This window comes from Microbacterium sp. CGR2 (assembly GCF_003626735.1).
Taxonomy (GTDB): domain Bacteria; phylum Actinomycetota; class Actinomycetes; order Actinomycetales; family Microbacteriaceae; genus Microbacterium.
Genome location: NZ_RBHX01000001.1, coordinates 2,840,755 through 2,860,568, shown reverse-complemented (window position 1 = coordinate 2,860,568; position 19,814 = coordinate 2,840,755). Strand labels below are relative to the sequence as shown.

The 19,814-nt window shown below is 64.3% G+C and carries 22 protein-coding genes; 8 read left to right on the top strand and 14 right to left on the bottom strand.

From position 1 onward, the window contains the following. Positions 1-26: 26 nt before the first annotated feature. Entirely contained in the window at positions 27-431 is a 405-nt protein-coding gene (locus tag D7252_RS14425; protein ID WP_120776017.1) for an arsenate reductase ArsC, read from the top strand. 189 nt (positions 432-620) lie between these two features. Here the strand turns inward: D7252_RS14425 and D7252_RS14420 are convergent, their stop codons facing one another. The 3 genes from D7252_RS14420 to D7252_RS14410 form a co-directional block, all read right to left on the bottom strand. After that, on the bottom strand, positions 621-896 hold the full coding sequence (locus D7252_RS14420) for a type II toxin-antitoxin system Phd/YefM family antitoxin (RefSeq protein ID WP_120776016.1): 276 nt from the start codon (positions 894-896) through the stop codon (positions 621-623). Between the two features lie 139 nt (positions 897-1,035). Then, entirely contained in the window at positions 1,036-1,440 is a 405-nt protein-coding gene (locus D7252_RS14415) for a hypothetical protein (RefSeq protein ID WP_120776015.1), read from the bottom strand. Next, complete coding sequence (locus tag D7252_RS14410) at positions 1,437-2,441, bottom strand: metallophosphoesterase (protein WP_120776014.1); 1,005 nt, start codon at positions 2,439-2,441, stop codon at positions 1,437-1,439. The genes D7252_RS14415 and D7252_RS14410 overlap by 4 nt, the downstream gene beginning before the upstream one ends. Before the next feature lie 539 nt (positions 2,442-2,980). On the opposite strand from D7252_RS14410, the gene D7252_RS14400 reads away from it, so the two are divergent. Continuing rightward, the gene (locus D7252_RS14400) at positions 2,981-3,316 is read left to right on the top strand and encodes a helix-turn-helix transcriptional regulator (protein WP_120776012.1); all 336 of its coding nucleotides are present in this window, start codon (positions 2,981-2,983) and stop codon (positions 3,314-3,316) included. Positions 3,317-3,435: 119 nt separating this feature from the next. On the opposite strand, the gene D7252_RS14395 is transcribed toward D7252_RS14400, so the two are convergent. From D7252_RS14395 to D7252_RS20435, 4 genes are all read right to left on the bottom strand, one after another. Beyond that, positions 3,436-4,563 carry a recombinase XerD gene (locus D7252_RS14395; protein WP_147406749.1) on the bottom strand — a complete coding sequence of 376 codons (1,128 nt, stop codon included), beginning with the start codon at positions 4,561-4,563 and terminating at the stop codon, positions 3,436-3,438. Positions 4,564-4,933: 370 nt separating this feature from the next. Continuing rightward, positions 4,934-5,272 (bottom strand): helix-turn-helix transcriptional regulator, encoded by a 339-nt coding sequence (locus tag D7252_RS14390; protein WP_120776010.1) that lies wholly within the window; start codon positions 5,270-5,272, stop codon positions 4,934-4,936. Between the two features lies 1 nt (position 5,273). Next, entirely contained in the window at positions 5,274-6,035 is a 762-nt protein-coding gene (locus tag D7252_RS14385; protein WP_251050733.1) for a site-specific integrase, read from the bottom strand. A 36-nt stretch (positions 6,036-6,071) separates the two neighbouring features. Further along, positions 6,072-6,410 (bottom strand): hypothetical protein, encoded by a 339-nt coding sequence (locus tag D7252_RS20435; RefSeq protein ID WP_259461106.1) that lies wholly within the window; start codon positions 6,408-6,410, stop codon positions 6,072-6,074. Between the two features lie 273 nt (positions 6,411-6,683). Between D7252_RS20435 and D7252_RS14380 the strand changes: the two genes are divergently transcribed. Further along, positions 6,684-7,307 (top strand): hypothetical protein, encoded by a 624-nt coding sequence (locus D7252_RS14380; RefSeq protein ID WP_120776009.1) that lies wholly within the window; start codon positions 6,684-6,686, stop codon positions 7,305-7,307. Between the two features lie 47 nt (positions 7,308-7,354). Here the strand turns inward: D7252_RS14380 and D7252_RS14375 are convergent, their stop codons facing one another. The 3 genes from D7252_RS14375 to D7252_RS14365 are packed head-to-tail and all read right to left on the bottom strand — an operon-like array spanning position 7,355 to position 10,573. Beyond that, positions 7,355-9,712, bottom strand: a complete 2,358-nt coding sequence (locus tag D7252_RS14375; RefSeq protein WP_120776008.1) for an excinuclease ABC subunit UvrA — start codon at positions 9,710-9,712, stop codon at positions 7,355-7,357. A 46-nt stretch (positions 9,713-9,758) separates the two neighbouring features. After that, positions 9,759-10,169, bottom strand: a complete 411-nt coding sequence (locus tag D7252_RS14370; protein WP_120776007.1) for a VOC family protein — start codon at positions 10,167-10,169, stop codon at positions 9,759-9,761. Further along, the gene (locus D7252_RS14365; RefSeq protein ID WP_251051431.1) at positions 10,166-10,573 is read right to left on the bottom strand and encodes a helix-turn-helix transcriptional regulator; all 408 of its coding nucleotides are present in this window, start codon (positions 10,571-10,573) and stop codon (positions 10,166-10,168) included. The genes D7252_RS14370 and D7252_RS14365 overlap by 4 nt, the downstream gene beginning before the upstream one ends. A gap of 180 nt (positions 10,574-10,753) precedes the next feature. Between D7252_RS14365 and D7252_RS14360 the strand changes: the two genes are divergently transcribed. After that, positions 10,754-11,347, top strand: a complete 594-nt coding sequence (locus tag D7252_RS14360; RefSeq protein WP_120776005.1) for an HdeD family acid-resistance protein — start codon at positions 10,754-10,756, stop codon at positions 11,345-11,347. 69 nt (positions 11,348-11,416) lie between these two features. Here the strand turns inward: D7252_RS14360 and D7252_RS14355 are convergent, their stop codons facing one another. After that, entirely contained in the window at positions 11,417-12,181 is a 765-nt protein-coding gene (locus tag D7252_RS14355; RefSeq protein WP_120776004.1) for an SDR family oxidoreductase, read from the bottom strand. A gap of 116 nt (positions 12,182-12,297) precedes the next feature. Between D7252_RS14355 and D7252_RS14350 the strand changes: the two genes are divergently transcribed. The 4 genes from D7252_RS14350 (at position 12,298) to D7252_RS14335 (ending at position 15,002) form a co-directional block, all read left to right on the top strand. Then, on the top strand, positions 12,298-12,771 hold the full coding sequence (locus tag D7252_RS14350) for an NfeD family protein (RefSeq protein WP_120776003.1): 474 nt from the start codon (positions 12,298-12,300) through the stop codon (positions 12,769-12,771). 9 nt (positions 12,772-12,780) lie between these two features. Next, on the top strand, positions 12,781-13,710 hold the full coding sequence (locus D7252_RS14345; RefSeq protein WP_120776002.1) for an SPFH domain-containing protein: 930 nt from the start codon (positions 12,781-12,783) through the stop codon (positions 13,708-13,710). Then, positions 13,707-14,513: a glycerophosphodiester phosphodiesterase family protein gene (locus tag D7252_RS14340; RefSeq protein ID WP_120776001.1), complete on the top strand. Its 807-nt coding sequence runs from the start codon at positions 13,707-13,709 to the stop codon at positions 14,511-14,513. Before D7252_RS14345 ends, D7252_RS14340 begins: the two co-directional genes overlap by 4 nt. Before the next feature lie 105 nt (positions 14,514-14,618). After that, the gene (locus tag D7252_RS14335) at positions 14,619-15,002 is read left to right on the top strand and encodes an RNA polymerase-binding protein RbpA (RefSeq protein WP_120776000.1); all 384 of its coding nucleotides are present in this window, start codon (positions 14,619-14,621) and stop codon (positions 15,000-15,002) included. Here the strand turns inward: D7252_RS14335 and lnt are convergent. The 3 genes from lnt to tatC are packed head-to-tail and all read right to left on the bottom strand — an operon-like array spanning position 14,999 to position 19,778. After that, positions 14,999-16,537 carry an apolipoprotein N-acyltransferase gene (lnt, locus tag D7252_RS14330; RefSeq protein WP_120775999.1) on the bottom strand — a complete coding sequence of 513 codons (1,539 nt, stop codon included), beginning with the start codon at positions 16,535-16,537 and terminating at the stop codon, positions 14,999-15,001. The two genes, D7252_RS14335 and lnt, sit on opposite strands and share 4 nt — an antisense overlap. A gap of 11 nt (positions 16,538-16,548) precedes the next feature. After that, positions 16,549-19,023 carry an RNA helicase gene (locus D7252_RS14325; RefSeq protein ID WP_120775998.1) on the bottom strand — a complete coding sequence of 825 codons (2,475 nt, stop codon included), beginning with the start codon at positions 19,021-19,023 and terminating at the stop codon, positions 16,549-16,551. Continuing rightward, the gene (tatC, locus tag D7252_RS14320) at positions 19,020-19,778 is read right to left on the bottom strand and encodes a twin-arginine translocase subunit TatC (protein ID WP_120776989.1); all 759 of its coding nucleotides are present in this window, start codon (positions 19,776-19,778) and stop codon (positions 19,020-19,022) included. The genes D7252_RS14325 and tatC overlap by 4 nt, the downstream gene beginning before the upstream one ends. Between the last annotated feature and the right edge of the window lie 36 nt (positions 19,779-19,814).

The window sequence follows — 19,814 nt, the reverse complement described above, 5'->3', positions numbered from 1 at the left end:
CCCACATCCGCCCACCAGGAGCAACTATGACTGAAACCACCAAGCCCTCCGTCCTTTTCGTCTGCGTGCACAACGCTGGCCGCTCGCAGATGGCCGCCGGATTCCTTCGCGACATCGCCGGAGACCGCATCGAAGTCCGCTCCGCCGGCTCCATGCCGGCCGACCAGATCAACCCGACTGCCGTCGAGGCGATGAATGAGCTCGGGATCGACATCACAGCAGAACAGCCCAAGATCCTGACGACCGAGGCCGTGCAGGCATCGGACGTCGTCATCACGATGGGATGCGGCGATGCCTGCCCGTTCTTCCCAGGCAAGCGCTACGAGGACTGGAAGCTCGATGACCCGGCCGGCCAGGGGATCGACGCTGTGCGTCCCATCCGTGACGACATCAAGGCGCGAATCGAGCAGCTGGTCAGCGAACTCGTCTAACGCCGTGGTCGGCCGCCACAAGCCGTCGTTGCGGCAAGTCGAGTGGAAACGTGCACGGGCGCATCGTGCCCCCGAGCGAGGCATCGGACCTCCTTTCTCGAGGGGCGTGAGCAGTCGCGCCGCGACACTAGTCGTCGCAGAAGTGGATACTTCCGCGAGGTATCCAGTGCGGCCACTGCGCACGAATGGTCACAGCGGCGGTAAGCCATGCTGGGCGCGGGTAGTGTCGGCATCCAGCGTCTTTCCGGAGGTAAGCTGACGCAGTGCCGCACCGATGTCGTCGCGTGCGCCGGGCTGGGAGAGCCAGAACAGCGTCTCGTGCAACGAGTCGTGCGCATCCATGCTCATCAACACGACCACCGGGCGACCACCTCGGGTGATCTCGAATATCTCCTTCTCGTTCTCCACCTCGTCCATCAGCCCGACGAGGTTGCCCTTCGCCTCGCTCAGCGGTATGGATCGCATGCTGAGACTGTAGCCCTCCTTGCACCTTGAAAGGCCCTCATCACGGACAGCCGTTGGCCGGAGCGTTCGCGAGTCATCGCCACGGTGCCGTGCGCGAGCATGAATGCCCATTCAGCTGACGGCTCGTCGAAGGTAGCCATCACGAACGCCATGCACAGGCATCGTGCTTGGCATCGCGGATCGCCTCGTCGAGGCGCCCGTCGTAGAGGTACTGGATGTTGCGGGGCGGATCCGCATCGGGCAGCTCAGTGTTCAACCACTGCGCCCACGTCCACGGGTCAGCTGTTCCGATTTCCAGGATGACGAGCACTCGCGTCAGCCCCGTCACCACTTTCCCGTCGAGGAGCTGGAACGCCGGGAACAGCAGGACGCCGTCGGAGGTGCGCAGCTTCAGCAGGCGCAGATGATCCCCAGCCTCGATGGCTTCGTCCTCGGTCCACCCGAGTGTACGAGCCAAGCTAGCGACCGTGTAGCAGGGGCCGACGATCTCAGCCCAGGGGCCGACGATCTCAGCCCAGGGGCTCGACGCTGCGTCGTCGGTCATGGCTTGTCTTCGGGGCGGGTGTGGCGTCGACGGACGTCTTCGATGAGCTCGTCGAGGGTTCGGCGCCCGTCGATGTAGTCCTGCGCGTCTTGTAGAGCGCCGGCGGTTGGCACGAGCCCGTCCAAAACCCCGGAGTGCAGCGCCTCGGCTGCGCCCTTCGCCCGCTTCTCGCGGTCGAGGTAGTCGTCCTCGTACTGCTCCGCCAGCCCGCGGATGATCCGGGGGTGCGGCGTCGCCATCTTCAAGGTGCGCATATCGAGGATGGCCAGATTCGCCTCCTGGCCTTCGCGCCCGAGGCTGGCGACCCGCCGGCCGTCCTCGGTCCTGCCACCGCCCGGTGCGTGCAAGTGCCCGTGCGCGAGTAGCTCGGGGCGTACTGCATCCCACACTTCGCTGATCCTGGCGCGAGACGCGGCGGACGCTGCAAGCGCGGTCGACGGGAACCCGTGAGGGTTCGTGCGCAGAATCTCTCGGACTGGGCGAACGGGGGTGTTCGCCGGGGACTCGTGGGTGAGCATCAAGTCCGCAGGGCCGCCGGCGATGGCAGCTGCCACGTGCGCGTCGGAGACGGCTTCGTCAGGCCACCAAGTCCGTCCTTCCTCCCTCGACTCGCGGTCGACGGACGCGGCCCCGCCGAGCGACAGGACGCTACGTCCTCCGATAGTGAGGCGCGCCGGACGCGGGAGCAGCCAGATCAGCTCGGAGATGCGGACGGCCTCCCCGGGGTGCTTGTCCAGGAGTGGGGTGATCTGTCCCCACGGCTCGTGGTTGCCGAGGGTGACGTAGATGCGGTTGATGCTGGTCCCGGCGAAGGTTTCGTCGGTCTCTGCCGGCGGCATTTGCCAGTCGCCGAGGTGCAGGATCGTCGTCACGTCGGGCGCGAGGCGTGGCAGAGCCTGGGAGATCATCCGCGCCCAGCCGATGTTGCCATGCCAGTCGCCGCACACCGCGACGCGCTGATCCGGCAACGCGATGGTCGGCGCATGTTCGAGAGCTCTCATCGGGCTCTCGCCGCCTGCCGCGCACGCGACTGTTCACGGAAAGTGGGCCCCACTCGTAGGCTGCGTTCCACCCCCGGATCCCAGCTGATCCATCCGCCTCGTTTCCACTGGATCGCCACATGGAGTCTGAAGGCGTGGTGGATAGTGGCGCGGGCGGGGTAGGTGAGGCCGGCGGGCCATTCGGGATGAAGTGGCTCGCGTGCGAACAGCTCGGCGAAGAGCTCGGAAAAGGTTGGCCCACGACCGGTGCGTCGACGCACTCGCGCGACGAAGATCGCCGCGGCCAAACCTTGATCGGCAGCCCGCTCCTCATCGGTGAGTGCATCAAACGCTGCCCGCCAGGCGTCAGGAACTTCGACCTCCGTGGCACTCCACCAGATCGGTCGGGAATCAGTCACTGCTACTCAACAATCAGGGTCGACCTGGGCGGGACCTACACATCGAGGCGACCCGGAGCCGATGCGCAGCGGCACACGTGCAGGTCGAGACGCGGCTGCGTCTGTCGATGAAGTGAATGTTTCGTATGGCTGAGGCCAATTATGTCACATAGACAAAACCATGTCCCATGGCTTTCTAGGAAGGCTGAGGAGGTGGGCGAACAAGATCCGGATGTCGACGAGGCGTGGGAAGACTTCGCGACGAGGCTCGGACTGCACATTCGCCGCCTTCGCGAGGTTCGAGGCCTCTCGCAGGAGGCCGTGGCGTATCGAGCGAACGTGTCCAGACTCACATACCTTCGGTACGAACGAGGGGAGGCTCAGTCTGGCGCACCGGCGAATCCCACGCTACGAACGCTCATTGCGCTCTCGCAGGTGCTAGAGGTGCCCCTGTCTGACCTTGTTCCCGCCGGAGCCCCAGACGTCACGGCCCGCTGATCATCCTTGAGCGAATCTTCGCGTTCCAGTTCTCACGCGCGACGGGGGAGCGGCCGCTGACCTCGGCTCTGTACGAGACATGTCGCTGAGAAGGAATGACGGCTCAGTTGCCGACGGGATCAGAAGGTGTACTTCTCATCGTGGAATCGCCCATGCACGTACTCTTCGAAACGGACGCCTTGGTGAATCTCGTGTTGGTCCATCGCATTGAAGCTGAATCCCAGCGCCATCGCGACGAGCGGCGCTGGCATCCGGGTGACGAGGTCGTCCAGGCTGGTGTTCTTCGCTGCGAGAACGTCGATCCCAAGTACGTTGAGTTCCTCCCTCAGTTGTTGAGCGGTGATGTGTTTGCCGGCTCTCATCCCGGGGAAGAGATACGGGTTGTCGTCGACTCGTTGAGTTCGGACACGGGCACGACCGGTGAGGTGTTCGGAAACGATGCTCGCGAACGGCTCCGGGACCGGCACGTCTTTGCCGGAGAACCTCACTATGAGTTCTCCGGCATCGGTGCGGGTGAACTGCTCGACACGCATTTCCGAGAGGCGCGACAACGGTTGTCCGTAAAGGAGGAACATCAGTGCTGCCGTGCGGGTCGCGAGTTTCAAGCCAGTGGCGTCACAGTAGAAGCGGATCCAGCGTAGGCGTTCTTCCGAGTCCATCCTTCGCGTGGAGCGCGCGTTACGGCGCGGCACCGTCAGCGGGCTGGAAAGCTTGTGCTCCGTGCAGTAGTCCAGGAACAGCTTGACGTTGTAGCGTGTCGTCGGCCCAGTTGTCAGCCATTCATCGACAAGTCCCTGGCCACAGTTGATGAGGGTGACGTTCTGCTCCTCGAGCCATTGCAGGAACTCGCTCGCTGCCGTGATCTGCTGTTTGGCATAGTGCGCGGGGGAGTGGGCGTCCTGTCCCCGCTCGACTAGTTCTCGCACACGATTCAGGTGATGCCAGACGGCGTATTGAGTGAGGGGCAGACGTTGGCTTGGCGGGGCATCTTGTACAACACGGTTGACCCAGTGTTCGAAAGAGACGTAGCCCTCATCGCGAGTCGGTAGCATTTTCAGGTCGACGAGTAGTGCTCGCATATGTTGCACAGCTCCGGTGCGCCCGGCGCTGTCGAGCCCCTCATGGGTGATCGTGATGGATCCGTCCGCAAGTCCACGAAAGAGGTCTTTGACCTTGGGGGAGCGCATCCATGTCAGTACGCTTGTCGGACGGTCGCTTTCGAGCAGCCGTTCCTTGAGCGCCGACAACGCAGGGTTGATCTGCTCGGCCCCATTGAGGATCCCGCGGAGATCATCGTCAAGCGAACATCGTTCACAAGTTCCGCGTCGGAAGATGGCACCTTCTTGGCCACACCGTTGACAGAAGAAGCTTCGTCCGAGGCCGCTACAGTCGGAGCATGCTGGGCGTCCCGCCGAGTCGATTCCGGGTAGGAGTCTCTCGGCCGAGCACGTAGGACACTCGCCTACAGTGTGAACCGCTCGGTCATAGCAGCGCCCACAGATCAGACCTTCCGGGAACCGATACTTCGTTGTCGACTTAGGAGTCTGTTCATGGCACCGCGCGCACGTAACGTCGCCTGCTGCGCGTGGTCGACCCTTGGGTCGCTTTGGGGCGCTTTCAGCGGTCATCGGCTATCACTCTCGCTCGTTTCGGTCGGGCGCGACTTCCTACTGCGTTCAAGCTCGTGACCTCGTTGACCGCTCGCTTCGCGGGCGCGGCATCGGTGGCCCATGTGGTTATCAAGTCAGCCGGCGTGCAGTGGAAAATGTCACAAAGAGCGGCAAGTAGGGGGAGTGAGAGGCGTTCAGGTCTTCCAGTGACCATCCGCCAGATCTGTGCTGATGACAAGTTGATGCCCCGATCCGCGAGATGGGGAGCGAGGTCTGTGGAGTTATGCATGGCGTTGCGTGCCATCAACTCGGATAGCTTCCAGTCGTAATCGGTTGTGCGGCGCATTTCAGTCCTTGGATCCATTTCTGAGAGCGTCTCCGATTGTTCCGCTCAGCATGTCTCGAACAGTCGAGGTCAAGTAGTCGTCGGAAACACCCGTGTACAGCGCGGTGGTCGACGCGTACTCGTGACCAACCTGCTTCTGTACAAAATACGCCGGTGCACCAGCTTCGATGAGGTGTGTGATGTAGGAGTGTCGCAGCGAGTGCATGACGACCTCCCGTCCAAGCCCAATGTCGTCTCGGTACTGACGGAACCTGGCGCCGAGGGCTGTCTCGGACACGAACGTGCCACGTTCGGTAGTGAAGAGCTCGGTACCACTCTGGTTGGCGAGGTATGGGTGGCCTCTCTCGAGCCACTCCTCGAGGATGTCACTACCCCACGGGTAGAGGGCCAGGACGTTACGCTGCTTGTAGTCCGACCCTCGCATGGCCTTTCCGTATCGGACATTGAGGTGACCGTACTTGCCGAACTCGGGCGCCTTTCGATTGCGGCTGAAATCGAAGGTCTCGAGATGCCGCACTTCGTTCCTTCGAAGGCCGAAACAGTAGGCGATCTTGAAGAGCGTTGCATCACGGAACGCTGCCGCCCAGCCTTTTCGATCTGTTCGCGCGATGCGTTCGACCTCGTCGTCCGCGCGGTCGAAGAACGCTTGAAGCTCTGTGTGACGGAATGGTCGACGTCGCCCTCCATGCTCCGCCTCTTGGATGTGTCGAGCAGTATTCCAATAGTGGAAGACCGGCGCAGGATGCGTGCCGAAGAGTTCCATGCAGCGATCTACCCAGCCGTATGACTCGGAGCAAACCTAGTCGGTGAACGTTGAGAGGGCGTTCTGGTAACTGCGGATCGTGGATCGCTTGTTGCCGTGAACCGCACGACGGTCAGCGAAGAACTCATCGACCATGTCGACGCTCCAGGCCCAGGGGTACTCGTTCATCTCCGTAGCGAAGCGGCGAATCAGGCCCTCCCGATTTTCAACAGTGGAGAAGGCGAGGTTGCGCGTCAGCTGCTGGCGCCTGAAGCCCTGCAGCATCTCGGAGAACACACTCTCCTCCGGGTGGAGCAGCACGAAACCTGATTGCTGTACGTAACGTCCTTGCTCATCGAGGCCCATCTCAATCCTTTCGTTGAATGATTGAATCATGCACTCAATGAGAGATCCGCGCAACTGCTGGCGTTGTCGTCACCGATCCCGATGCGCCTGTACTCTGATCGCAGACACCCAACTGACGACGAGAACATGCAGGCCCATGATTTTTCCCAGGTCCGAGTATCTTTCACACGGATCGAATCATCATCCGAAGGGCGTGCGAAGGGGAGAGCAGGCGATTTCATCTGTTGAAATAAAGCCTAGTCGAACTGACATAATGTGCATTATCGGTTAATCTTCGAGCGCGCTGACTCCTAAGCTAGCGACATGCGATCAGGCGGAAACACCTGGACCTTCGGCGGGTCGGGACTCATCGCCGCTGGCGCCTTCGGGATGCTGCAAGCGCCGCTCGCCGGCACAGAAGGTGCCGCATGGTTCGGTGTGCTCACCGACGTCGTTTACGCCGCGGCGTTACTCGTGCTGGCGATCGGGCTCATCCGTGAGCACAGCGTTGTCGCTCGTCGTCCTCTGGGTGTCTGCGCGATGGCGGTACTGGCGTTCTGGCCTTTCGCGACCAACGCGGCGGCGCAGTTCCTTGCGACGAGCGAGCGCCAGGACGGCTCAGGATGGGTGGTCCTCGGATACATCTCTCTCGCCGTCCAGGCCGGAGCAGGCTTGATTGCGGCGACGCAGGTGGCACGCGCCGGTGTGGTTCCGTCTCCGTGGCGATGGGCGCCACTCTGGGTGATGGGAGTCGCCGCTTTTGCCTGGGCCGTTCCCCAGATCGTGATCACCGCGCTGGGCCCGCACGACGTCCAGCTCTATGCGGGTCTCTTCATCGCGATGAGTACGCTTGCGTTTATGGCGGGCACGCTCGGGTTGGGAATCATGCTCCTGATCCTCGCCGCGCGCCGTCAAGACACCAGCACCGAAGTCTTTCGATCGGCGTGACGACCAGGCCGCGTTGGTCGCGGTTCGTCGACCGCGGCCCACCTGCCTCAGGCACCGACGTACTCTGCAAGGTGCTCCCCCGTGACGGTCGATTTTTGGGATACCAGATTCGCCGGCGTGCCCTCGAACACAACCCTGCCTCCGTCATGCCCGGCACCAGGACCGATGTCGATGATCCAGTCGGCGTGTGCCATCACCGCCTGGTGATGCTCGATGACGATCACGGTCTTGCCGGATTCGACGAGTCGATCGAGGAGGCCGAGAATCTTCTCGACGTCGGCAAGGTGCAGGCCGGTGGTGGGCTCATCGAGCACGTAGACATCGCCCTTCTCCCCCATCTGGATCGCTAGCTTGATCCGCTGCCGCTCACCACCGGACAGAGTCGACAGCGGCTGACCGAGTGAGAGGTAGCCGAGTCCCACATCGTCGAGACGCCCGAGGATCGCCGTGGCCGCCGGGATCTTCGCCTCCCCGTCGGAGAAGAACACGCGAGCCTCCGAGACGGGAAGATCGAGCACCTGAGTGATGTCCTTGCCCGCCAGCTTGTACTCGAGCACGCCCGCCTGGAAGCGCTTGCCGCCGCAGTCCTCGCAGGGCGTCTCGATGGTGTCCATGAAGCCGAGTTCGGTGATGATGACACCCGCGCCCTTGCACGTCGGGCATGCCCCCTCGGAATTCGCACTGAACAGAGCGGGTTTGACGCCGTTGGCCTTCGCGAAAGCCTTGCGAATCGGCTCCAACAGCCCCGTGTAGGTCGCCGGATTGCTGCGGCGCGAACCTTTGATCGCGCCTTGATCAATCGCGACCACGCCGTCTCGACGCGACACCGATCCGTGGATGAGCGAGCTCTTGCCCGACCCGGCGACTCCGGTCACCACGGTGAGCACACCGGTGGGAATATCGACGTCGACGTTCTGCAGATTGTTCGCCGTCGCACCACGGACCTCGATAGCCCCGGAGGGCGAGCGGACAGTGTCCTTCAGTTGCGCGCGGTCGTCGAGGTGATTGCCGGTGCGCGTGCCGCTGGACTTGAGACCGTCGACCGTGCCCTCGTAACAGATCTCGCCTCCGGCGCTGCCGGCACCGGGCCCGAGATCGACCACGTGATCTCCGATGGCGATCGTCTCTGGTTTGTGCTCCACGACGAGCACGGTGTTGCCCTTGTCGCGCAGCTTGAGCAGAAGACCGTTCATGCGTTGGATGTCATGCGGATGCAGGCCGACTGTCGGCTCGTCGAAGACGTAGGTGATGTCGGTCAGGGAGGAACCGAGATGGCGCAGCATCTTGATTCGCTGCGCCTCTCCCCCGGACAGCGTTCCCGACGGCCGTTCCAGGCTGAGGTACCCGAGCCCGAGCATGACGAAGGCATCGAGGTTCGCGCTGAGTGCCTGCAGGAGCGGCCCTGCACCCGGCAGGTCGAGGCCGCGAACCCAGGCGGCCAGGTCGGTCACCTGCATCCGGCACGCATCGGCGATGCTGACGCCCTCGATCTTCGACGAACGCGCGCCCTCGGTCAGCCGCGTGCCATCGCACTCCGGGCACACCGCGAACGTCGCCACCCGCTCGACGAAAGCGCGGATGTGCGGCTGCAGAGCCTCGAGATCTTTCGACAGCATCGCCTTCGTGATCTTGGGAATCAGCCCCTCGTAGGTCATGTTGATGCCCGAGATCTTGACCTTCGTCACTTCGCCGTACAGGAAGAGGTGACGCTGCTTCTCGCTGAATGATGCGATCGGCTTGTCGGCCGGGTAGAAGCCCGATGCCGAGAAGCCCTTCACCATCCATCCGTCGGCGGTGTACCCAGGCACCATGATGGCGCCCTCATCGAGGGACTTGGACTCGTCGACGATCTGCGACAGATCGAGGTCGGACACCGCTCCCCTGCCTTCGCACCGAGGGCACATGCCACCGAGGTAGATCGCGTCCTTCACGATCTTCTTCTCGCCGCTTGGGCCGGTCATCACGCCGCTCGCCTTCTGCGTGGGGATGTTGAAGGAGAACGCCGTGGGACCGCCGATGTAGGGCTGCCCCAGCTTGCTGAAGAGAATCCGCAGCATCGCGTTGGCGTCGGTCACAGTCCCCACGGTCGATCTCGGGTTCGCACCGAGTCGCTCCTGATCGACGATGATCGCCGTGGTCAGGCCGTCCAGCACATCGACGTCCGGACGCGGCACCGACGGCATGAAGCCCTGGACGAAGGCGCTGTAGGTCTCGTCGATCATCCGCCGCGACTCTGCCGCGATCGTGTCGAACACCAGAGAGCTCTTCCCCGACCCCGAAACCCCGGTGAAGACCGTCAGCCGGCGTTTGGGAATGTCGACGCTGACATCCTTCAGGTTGTTCTCGCGCGCCCCCTGCACCCGGATGAGATCGTGCGTGTCTGCGGGATGTTCGGCGGCGTTCATCGGCGTCCTTCGTGGTCGGGGCGGTGCATTCGAGGGTGTCGGACGGTCAGGCGGCCTGATTGATGCGGAGGAGGTTGCCGGCTGGGTCGCGGAAGGCACAATCTCGCACACCGTAGGGCTGGTCCATCGGCTCCTGCACGACGTCGGCGCCCTGTTCGACGAGACGCTCGAACAGGGCGTCGAGCTCGTCGCTGGCGAGTGTGAGCGCGGCGTAGCTGCCCTTGGCGATCAGTTCGAGAATGGTCTGGCGCTCTGCATCGGTGATTCCCGGGTCGGTGGCCGGCGGGTGCAGGACGATCGACGTCTGGGGCTGACCGGCGGGGCCGACTGTGAGCCAGCGCAACCCGTCATATCCCACGTCGTTACGCACCTCGAATCCGAGCGCGTCGCGATAGAACTCGAGCGCGGCCTCAGCGTCGGTGTGCGGGAGGAAGGCGTAATGGATGGTGATGTTCATGGGCTCCACGCTAGGTGCGCCCTGATGCGCGGCGCTTCTTGATTCCTGATCGGTCTCGTCACTTGCTTGGCCTGGAACGGCGGGATTCCTTCGACGTTGGCGGCGCGTTCACGGTACACCCGGGGTGAGACACCAACCAGCTCCGTGAAACGCGTGCTGAAGGTCCCCAAGGACGAGCATCCGACTTCGAAGCACACCGCTGTCACGCTCAGATCGCCGCGACGCAGCAGTGCCATGGCGCGCTCGATGCGCCGTGTCATGAGGTAGGAGTACGGGGACTCGCCGTACGCGTCACGAAACTGTCGGCTCAGGTGTCCCGCGGACATGTGCACCCCGCGCGCCAAGGCCTCCACATCCAGTGGCTGGGCGTACTCGCGGTCGATGCGGTCTCTGACCTTTCGCATCACGACGAGTTCACGCAGGCGGGCGTCGTCCACGGCGGTCACGAGTCGATCATTCCACGTCATTCCGCGTCACGGGGAGGCGATATACGACGCACTCGGCGATCTTCACGCGCTGCGACGACGGGAGCGCTACCCTGAGGTGCATCCCTCACAGGATCTTCTCAGAAAGGGGTCCGCAACATGTCCGAACCACTCACCGAGGCGAAGTCCGTCTTCAAGTCGATCCGTGTCGCGCTGGCTGTTTCCGGTGTCGTCGCTCTGATCGCCGGAATCGTCCTCCTCGTCTGGCCCGTGAAGTCCGGGGTCATCATCACGGCGATCTTCGCCTCGTATCTGATCGTCGCCGGGCTGATCTACATCGGTCTGGGAATCTTCTCGGGAGCGAAGGGCGGATGGGCGCGTGTCGGGCACATCGTGCTCGGTCTCCTCTATATCGTCGCCGGTGTCATCGCGTTCGCGAACCTCGAAGCGGCCACCGCGACGCTCGCCCTGGTCGTGGTGATCTTCATCGGCATCAGCTGGATCGTCGATGGCGTCGTCGCGCTGTCCCTGCTGGGCAGCGACGGCTCCCGCGTGTGGACGCTCCTCTACGCTCTGCTGAGCATCATCGCCGGTCTCATCGTGATCTTCTCCCCTCTGATCGCCGGCTTCGCCTTCTGGCTGCTGCTGGGCATCTCGCTCGTCGCGCTGGGCATCGTTCAGATCGTTCGTGCGATCACTCTTGGCAAGGACGAGAAGGACTACCTGGCCAAAGAGAAGGATGCCGTCACCTGATACCGGCACCTACGAAGATCGGCCCCGTCCTGCATCGCGCAGGACGGGGCCGATCTTCGTTCACACGGACTATTCCGCGACGAACGCGCTCACGTCACCCACGAGACGCGTGTTGTCGTCCGGCACCGGCTCGACGGTGGCCTTGGCCACCTCGGCGGCGAACTCCGAGACGTTGTAGAGCTTGCCGGCCGATTCCCGCCGTTCGGCGATGGCGCCCGGGTTCGCGCGCTCCAGGAGCGTCGCCGTGATGGTGCCCTCGATCATGTCACCGGACACCACGGTGAATCCGATGCCCTTCTCAGCGAGAGCAGGGATGAGTTCGCGCAGTGCGTCCTCGCCCGCGCGCTTGGACAGAGCGACGGGCTCATACTCCGGCATCGTCGGAGTCGTGCGGATGAAATGCGCCTGATGGCTGGTCACGAACACGACGCGCGACCCTTCCGCGAGCAGGGGCAGCGCGGCGTTGAGCACATTCAGCTGTGCATCACGGTTGAGGGTGAGCGCGTAGTCCTGCGCCATCCCGGACTCCATGCCGCCGGAGGCGTTGAGCACAAGGACATCGAGCCGACCGTACTCGGCCTTGATCGCGTCGAACATCTCGGAGACGGACCCCGGGTCGGTGAGGTCGGCTCCGACGACGAGCGCTCGCCCCCCGAGTTCGCGCAGCTGCGCGGCGAGCTTCTCGGCACGCGGTGCCTTGTTGCGGAAGTTGATGACGACATCGGCGCCGGCCTCGGCCAGGTAGCGCACGGTGTCAGCGCCGATCCCCCGGGAGGAACCGGTGACAAGCGCGACCTTGCCTGTCAGGGAAGCTTCGGGAAGAACGTCGGTCACGGAGACTCCTCAGGTACGTGAAGCGCCGCGATCGCACGGCCCTCACACATTACCAAGCACCGGTGGCGCCGAACCTGTCGCGCCGCGCGTGATACCTTGACGGCAAAGGAGGCCGCATGGACAACTTCACGACTTTCGTCACGTTCATCGACCAATGGGCATGGATCGGCTGGCTCGTTCTGATCGCCGTCTTCCTCGTGATCGAGATGCTCACGCTGGATTTCACCTTCCTGATGCTGAGCTTCGGCAGCGCAGTCGGGCTCATCACCGATCTGGTGGGCGTTCCCATCTGGGTGCAGGTCATCGTGGCGGCCGCTGCCGCAGCGATCTTCATACTCTTCCTGCGACCGCCGCTCCTTCAACGCCTGCGCCGCGGCGAGGATCCGACGAAGTCGAACGTCGACGCCCTCATGGATCTCCGCGGCACCGCGCTGCAGGACATCACCCAGATCTCAGGTCAGGTCAAGCTGAGCAACGGCGACACCTGGACCGCCCGCACCGCCTCATCCGTGCCGATCCCGCAAGGGGCAGTGGTCGCGATCAGCGCGATCAACGGTGCGACCGCCGTAGTACGCCCCGTCAACGACTAGGAGAATGCAGTGAACGACTCCTCGTTCATCCCCACAGCGATCGGCTGGATCCTCGCGATCGCAGTGATCATCTTCGTGGTGGTCACCGTCGCCCGCTCGATCCGGATCATCCCTCAAGCGACAGCCGGCGTCGTGGAGCGGCTCGGCCGCTATCACAAGACGCTCATGCCGGGCCTGAACATCCTCGTGCCGTTCATCGACCGGCTGCGACCCTTGATCGACATGCGTGAGCAGGTCGTCTCCTTCCCGCCGCAGCCGGTGATCACCGAAGACAACCTGGTCGTCTCGATCGACACCGTGGTCTACTTCCAGGTGACGGATGCGCGAGCGGCGACCTACGAGATCGCCAACTACCTCGGCGCCGTCGAGCAGCTCACCACGACCACCCTCCGAAACGTCGTCGGTGGTCTGAACCTCGAAGAGGCGCTCACGAGCCGTGACAACATCAACGGCCAGCTGCGGGTCGTCCTCGACGAAGCCACCGGCAAGTGGGGAATCCGAGTCGGCCGCGTCGAGCTGAAGGCGATCGACCCGCCCGTCTCCATCCAGGACTCGATGGAGAAGCAGATGCGCGCAGAACGGGATCGGCGTGCCGCGATCCTCATCTCCGAGGGAACGAAGCAGTCGGCGATCCTCGAGGCCGAAGGAGCGCGACAGGCGGAGATCCTCCGCGCCGAAGGTGACAAGCAGGCGGCTGTGCTTCGCGCCCAGGGTGAAGCCGAGGCGATCCAGAACGTCTTCACGGCCATCCACCAGGGCGCGCCAGACGACAAGCTGCTCGCATATCAATACCTGCAGATGCTGCCCAAGATCAGCGAAGGACAATCCAACAAGCTGTGGATCATCCCGAGCGAACTCACCGAGGCGCTCAAGGGCATCGGCACGGCGTTCACGCCGAAGCCGGGCCAGGGCTCCACGGACGACCGACCGGGCGCGTGACGCACCCGTACTTCTCGAAGGCGCGGTATCCCCGAATTCTCGCTCACCGCGGTCTGATCACCGCGGCGGGCGAGAATTCGGGCGTCTGGGAGAACTCCGCCGCGTCCTTCGCCGCCGCGCATGCCGCCGGGATCCAGTACATCGAGACGGATTGCCAGGTCACCGCCGACGGCGACGTGGTGCTGTTCCACGACGCGACCGTGGAGCGGCTCCTCGGAGACCCCCGGCCGGTTCACGAGGTGCGCACACGGGAGCTGAGAGCCGTCTTCGCTGACCACGGCGGTCTCCTCACCGTTGCCGAAGCCCTCGCCTCGTTCCCTGATGTCCGCTTCAACATCGACGTGAAATCCGATGCCGGGACGGGTCTCCTCGGTCCGATCCTCGTCGACGACGCCCACCGGGTGCTCCTGACCAGCTTTTCCGACGCGCGCAGGCTCGCCGCCGTGGCCGCGGTCCTGCGCGCGGGCGCGTCGCTGAGGCCCGCGATGTCCGGAGGGCGGCGCACCATCGCTGCGGTACGCGCTCTCTCGTCGCTCCGCCTGTCCCCCGCCCGTGTCCTCCGAGACATCGATGCGCTGCAGATCCCCGAGCGATACGGTGCCCCCAAGGTGCTGACGCCGGCCCTCGTGCGGGCGGCGCATCGGCACGGAACCGAGGTCCACGTGTGGACGATCAACGATCCCGCGTCGATGCTCCGGCTCATCGGCGCCGGCGTGGATGGCATCGTGACGGACCGAGCCGATGCGGCGATCGCCGCGCTCCGCCCGGGAGACCCGAGCGACACTCCTCGTCGCCCCTTATAGTCGCCCGCGCTGGGACTCCGCTGTGAATTACGTCGCGAATGCGCTTGCGTGGATGAAGCGCACAGGCTGGAGCGTTATACCTGACAGCGACGAGAGGACCACAAAATGGCAGATCGCAGCCTGCGCGGCATCCGACTCGGCGCCCAGAGCCTACAGAGCGAAGAGGGCGTCGTTTTCATGGAACGCCGTGAAACCACCTACACCTGTGACACGTGCGGCCACGTCACGAACCTCATGTTCGCGGCCGATGCAGAGCCGCCGCAGACCTGGGAGTGCCGCTCTTGCGGTGCGGAGGCCCGTCTGAACGTCGACGGCGAGGCCGTCACGCTCGAGGCGAGCGACGAGAAGGCGGCACGCACCCACTGGGACATGCTGATGGAGCGCCGCACGCGCGCGGAACTCGAAGAGCTCCTCGAAGAGCGCCTGGCGTTCATCCGTGCCCGACGCGGCGCGGGCGAAGACCCGACCCGTCAGAAGATCGGCGCCTAGCGCCGTCGGGCGCGCAACCACCCGACCACCAGCGCGCCCAGACCGCCCCAGAACAGCAGCTGCTGGATCCACGGGCCCAGAACGACACCAGCCGTGAGGCCGGTGCGGAGTTCGACATCCTCGAGCATCGCACCGGCCTCATCCGCGTCCAGGCTCGTCACGGTCGAGCCGTCAGGACGGATGATCTGACTGGTGCCGACCGTGGAGATGTTCACCACGTTGCGCCCGGTCTCGATCGCCCGCATCCGGGCGAAACCCAGCTGTTGCAGGTTCTCGTCGGTGCCGCGGAAGTCGGCGTTGTTGGTCTGGAAGACCAACACCTGCGCTCCGCCCTGGAGCGCTTCGGTGAGAACGTCGTCGTAGATCACGTCGAAGCAGATGGCCAGACCGACCTTCACGTCTCCGATCTCGACGATCGGCGGATTGGACCCCGGACTGTACTCGCGTTGGATGAGTCCGATCAGATCCGGCGCGAGCGCACCGTAGAACGCGCGATCGGGAACATACTCTCCGAACGGCACCGGATGCCGCTTGTCATGGATCTGCGAGGCGGTGCCGTCGTCCGTCCACAGCATCGAGGTGTTGTAGTAGAGGCCATCGCGCGCGGTCGCTGCGTTGGCGAGCAGTGGCGCATCGATCCTCGTCGCGACGAGCGTCATACGGCGAGCCAGGTCATCGCTCCGAAACGGATCGCCGTCGAGTGAACCCTCCGGCCACACGAGGAGATCGACGTCTTCACCGTACAGCGGCCGCGTCGCGTCCGTCTGCGCCTGGATGACCGCATACGGCTCTCGGTCATCGAAGTAGCCTGTGGGACCGTTTCCCTGCACGGCAGCGATGCGCATCGAGCCGGACACCGACGTGGGAAAGAGCGGGGTCGCCAGCAGGACGATGACCAGCGCGGCCGGCACGAGCACGGCGGGGACGAGCACGCGGCGCGTGTGCTGCCATGCTCGCAGACGGACGATCTCGATCACCACGGCGACGAGCAGCACCATCAGGAATCCGAGACCGCTGACGCCGAGCCATGAGGAGACCGGCGCGAGCGGACTCTCTGCCTGGCTCATACCGATCCGCGCCCACGGGAAGCCTCCGTACGGCCACGAGCCGACGAAGACCTCTCGCCCGACCCAGAGCGCGGCGACCACCGCCGGAAGCACCAGCAGCCTCGCTGCCGTGCCAGGGAGTGCACGAGGTATCCACCGGTACGCGAGCGAGATCAGGATCAGGGCGAGTGCAGTCAGGCCGCCCTCCACCACGCTCAATGCCGCCCAGGGGATCGGGCCGAGGTAGCGGGAGGTCCACGACACGAGGAGGGCGAAGAACACGATGCCGTAGACGAGTCCGACCAGGAACGCGCCACCGGCTCTTCGCCCGATCAGCGAAAGCAGCAGGAGCGCCGCGGACGGGAAGGCGAGAGCCCAGACGCCGGCATCCGGATACGCGAGGTTCATCAGGAACGCCGAAGCCGCGGCGGTGATCATCGCCACCCATAAGGGCAGCAACGCACGCTGACGCACGGGGGCTTGAGACATGGGATCCGCGCTCACATCGACGAGTAGGCGACGATCCCCCGCCGCACTCCGTCGAGTGCGGTGCGCGCTGTACGCGCGAGCGCACCGTCCTCAGCGACGATGGAGAGCTGGTCGAGGAGATCGATCGTCTGCTTCGCCCAGCGCACGAAGTCACCGGCGGCCATATCGGCGTCGATCAGTACACGGTCCAGCATGCCCCCGCGTGCCCAGGCATGCATGGCTCCGGCGAGGCCCGCGGCAAGCGGCTCCGATCCGGGCAGGTGATGGTCCTGCTCGAGATCGTCCAGTTCGGCCCAGAGCGTCGTGGTCTTCTCATATGCGGTGCGGAAAGCCCCGCGCGGCAGACCGCGCTCCCCCGCGCTCGCCTCGTCCCTGCGCGGCTCGTATACGAGGCAGCATGCCATGGCTGCCAACGAAGGGGCGTCGAGCCCCGACCAGAGGCCCTGTCGAAGCGACTCGGCGACGAGGAGATCACGCTCGCCGTAGATCCGCCGCATCGTACGCCCGGACTCCGTGAGAGCTGTCTCGCCGTCGATCTCCGTCACGTAGTCGAGCGTCTCCAGCACTTCGACGACCCGGTCGAAAACGCGCGCCACGGTTCCGGTCCGCGTCTCGATCTGACGTCGGATGCGGTCGGTCTGTCGCTTCAGCTTCCAGTACCGCTCGGCCCAGCGGGCATGCGCCTCGCGATCGGGACAACGGTGGCAGGGGTGCCTCTGCATCTGCGTGCGCAGGGATTGGATGCGCTTCATCCGCTTGTCGCGGGAAGCCCGGGGCGCTTGCGAATCCTGACGATTCTTCTTCTCGAGGTCGCTGAGTTCACGGCGGATCGCCGCGTACTCCAGGTAGTCCCCGTGTTCGCATGTCATCGACGAGCGATAGCCCGCGAGTGATTCCTCGGCCTGGCGCACCTCTCGAGCAAGCCCCACGACAGCGCGGTCGGCCTGGAACTGTGCGAAGGACGACTCCAAGATCTGTCGGGCCCGCGCCTTCCCGAACAGGTCGATCAGGTTGACGGCCATGTTGTAGGTGGGCCGGAAACTGGAGTTCAGCGGGTAGGTGCGGCGCGAAGCGAGAGCGGCGACAGCCTGCGGATCCATGCCCTCGGTCCACTGCACGACGGCATGGCCTTCGACGTCGATCCCCCGACGCCCGGCGCGTCCCGTGAGCTGTGTGTACTCCCCGGACGTGATCGCGACTCGCGCTTCGCCGTTGAACTTCTCCATCTTCTCCAGCACGACCGTGCGCGCGGGCATGTTGATGCCGAGCGCCAAGGTCTCCGTCGCGAACACGACTTTGACGAGTTTTCGACGGTAGAGCTCTTCGACGACTTCTTTGAAGGCGGGAAGAAGCCCCGCGTGATGGGCGGCGACACCTCGCTCGAGATTCTCCAACCAGTCCCAATAGCCCAGCACACCGAGGTCTTCGTCGTGCAGGGTCCGGGTGCGGTCCTCGACGAGCGCGCGAATCTCGGCCTTCTCCTCGCTGGAGGTGAGACGGATCCCGGAACGGCGAACCTGCTGCACCGCCGCGTCGCATCCCACTCGACTGAAGATGAAGAAGATCGCGGGAAGCAGATTCGAGCGCTCGAGGAGCTTGATCACATCAGGGCGATCCATCCGCTCGATGCGTTGCATGTCGGCCGAGCGGACCGGTCGGCGACCGCCGCGCTGCGGACGCTTCGCCTGTCGTCCTGCGTGGCGCTCACTGATGTAGGACTGCGTGCGCCGGTTGTTCTCATAGTGCGATCCGGTGAAGGAGCGGATGCGCATGAGTTCCTGGTTGACCTGCGCGGTCGCGATCCCCGCCCGGTCGTCGAACAGCGGGAGCAGGTCGTCGCGCACGAGGACGTGCTGCTCGAGCGGGACGGGCCGGATCTCGGAGACGATGACTTCCGTGTCGCCGCGGACGGTGTCGAGCCAGTCGCCGAACTCCTCCGCGTTCGACACGGTCGCGCTCAGCGACACCAGCCGGACGTGCTGCGGAAGATGGATGATGACTTCTTCCCACACCGCCCCGCGGAACCGGTCAGCGAGGTAATGCACCTCGTCCATGATCACGTAGCGGAGCTCGCGGAGGGCCGCCGAATCCGCGTAGATCATGTTGCGGAGCACCTCGGTGGTCATCACCACGATGCGAGCGTTGCCGTTGATGTTCGTGTCGCCCGTGAGCAGACCGACCTGGTCGGCGCCATACACCTCGACGAGCTCGCGGAACTTCTGATTCGACAGGGCTTTCATCGGCGTCGTGTAGAACGCCTTGTCGCTCGCAGTCTGCATGGCGAGGTGGATCGCGAACTCACCGACGATCGTCTTGCCTGCCCCTGTCGGAGCGGCGACGAGCACGCTCTTGCCACTCTCCAACGCATGACAACCGGCGACCTGGAACGGGTCGAGGTCGAATTTCTGTCGCTCGGCGAACGCCGTCGTGTGCGGGTTCTCTGCGGCTTGCCGCGCTTGCGCGTACCGGTCGGAAGGTGATGTCATACGGGATCCGCCAGCAGCCCCGCCGCAGCGTTGCGCTTGCGTTTGCGCTTGTCGAAGAGCAGCGAGAGTCCAGCGGCGGCGAAGAACAGAACGACGAGGATTCCCGCCAGCATGAGCATGCTGACCACGTCGGCGGCCGGCGTCGCGAGCGCCGCGAACACGGTCGCGATGACGATGGCCCAGCGCCAGCCCTTGAGAATGGCGCGCCCGGACATGACGCCTGCGAAGTTCAGGGCGACGAGGAACACCGGCAGCACGAACGAGACTCCGATGACGATCATCAGCTTGAAGACGAAGTCGTAGTACTCCTGTGCGTAGTAGAAGTTCGTCGCGCCCTCGGGTGTGAAGCTCCACATGAGCTCGATCACGTGGGGCATGATCATCACACCCAGGTAGCAGCCGGCGAAGAACAGCGGGACCGCGGCCAGGACGAAACCGATCGTGTACCTGACCTCCTTGCGGGTCAGGCCGGGCATGATGAACGCCCAGATCTGCCACAGCCAGACCGGGGCCGAGATGAACAGGCCGATCGAGAACGCGATACGCATCCGCATATCGAAGGCGGCGGTGACCGTGCCGAAGTTCAAGGCGCTGAAGTCGTCACCGCGCTTCTCGGTGATGATGCGGATCGGCTCCGTGATGAAGTGAATCACCGGATCAGCCACGATGAACGCGATCACCATTCCCACGACCAACGCGAGCGCCGCGTACATCAGCCGCTTGCGCAGCTCGACGAGATGCGCACCGAGCGACATCCGCCGGTCCCGATCCGCCTTCGGCTTCACGGGTGG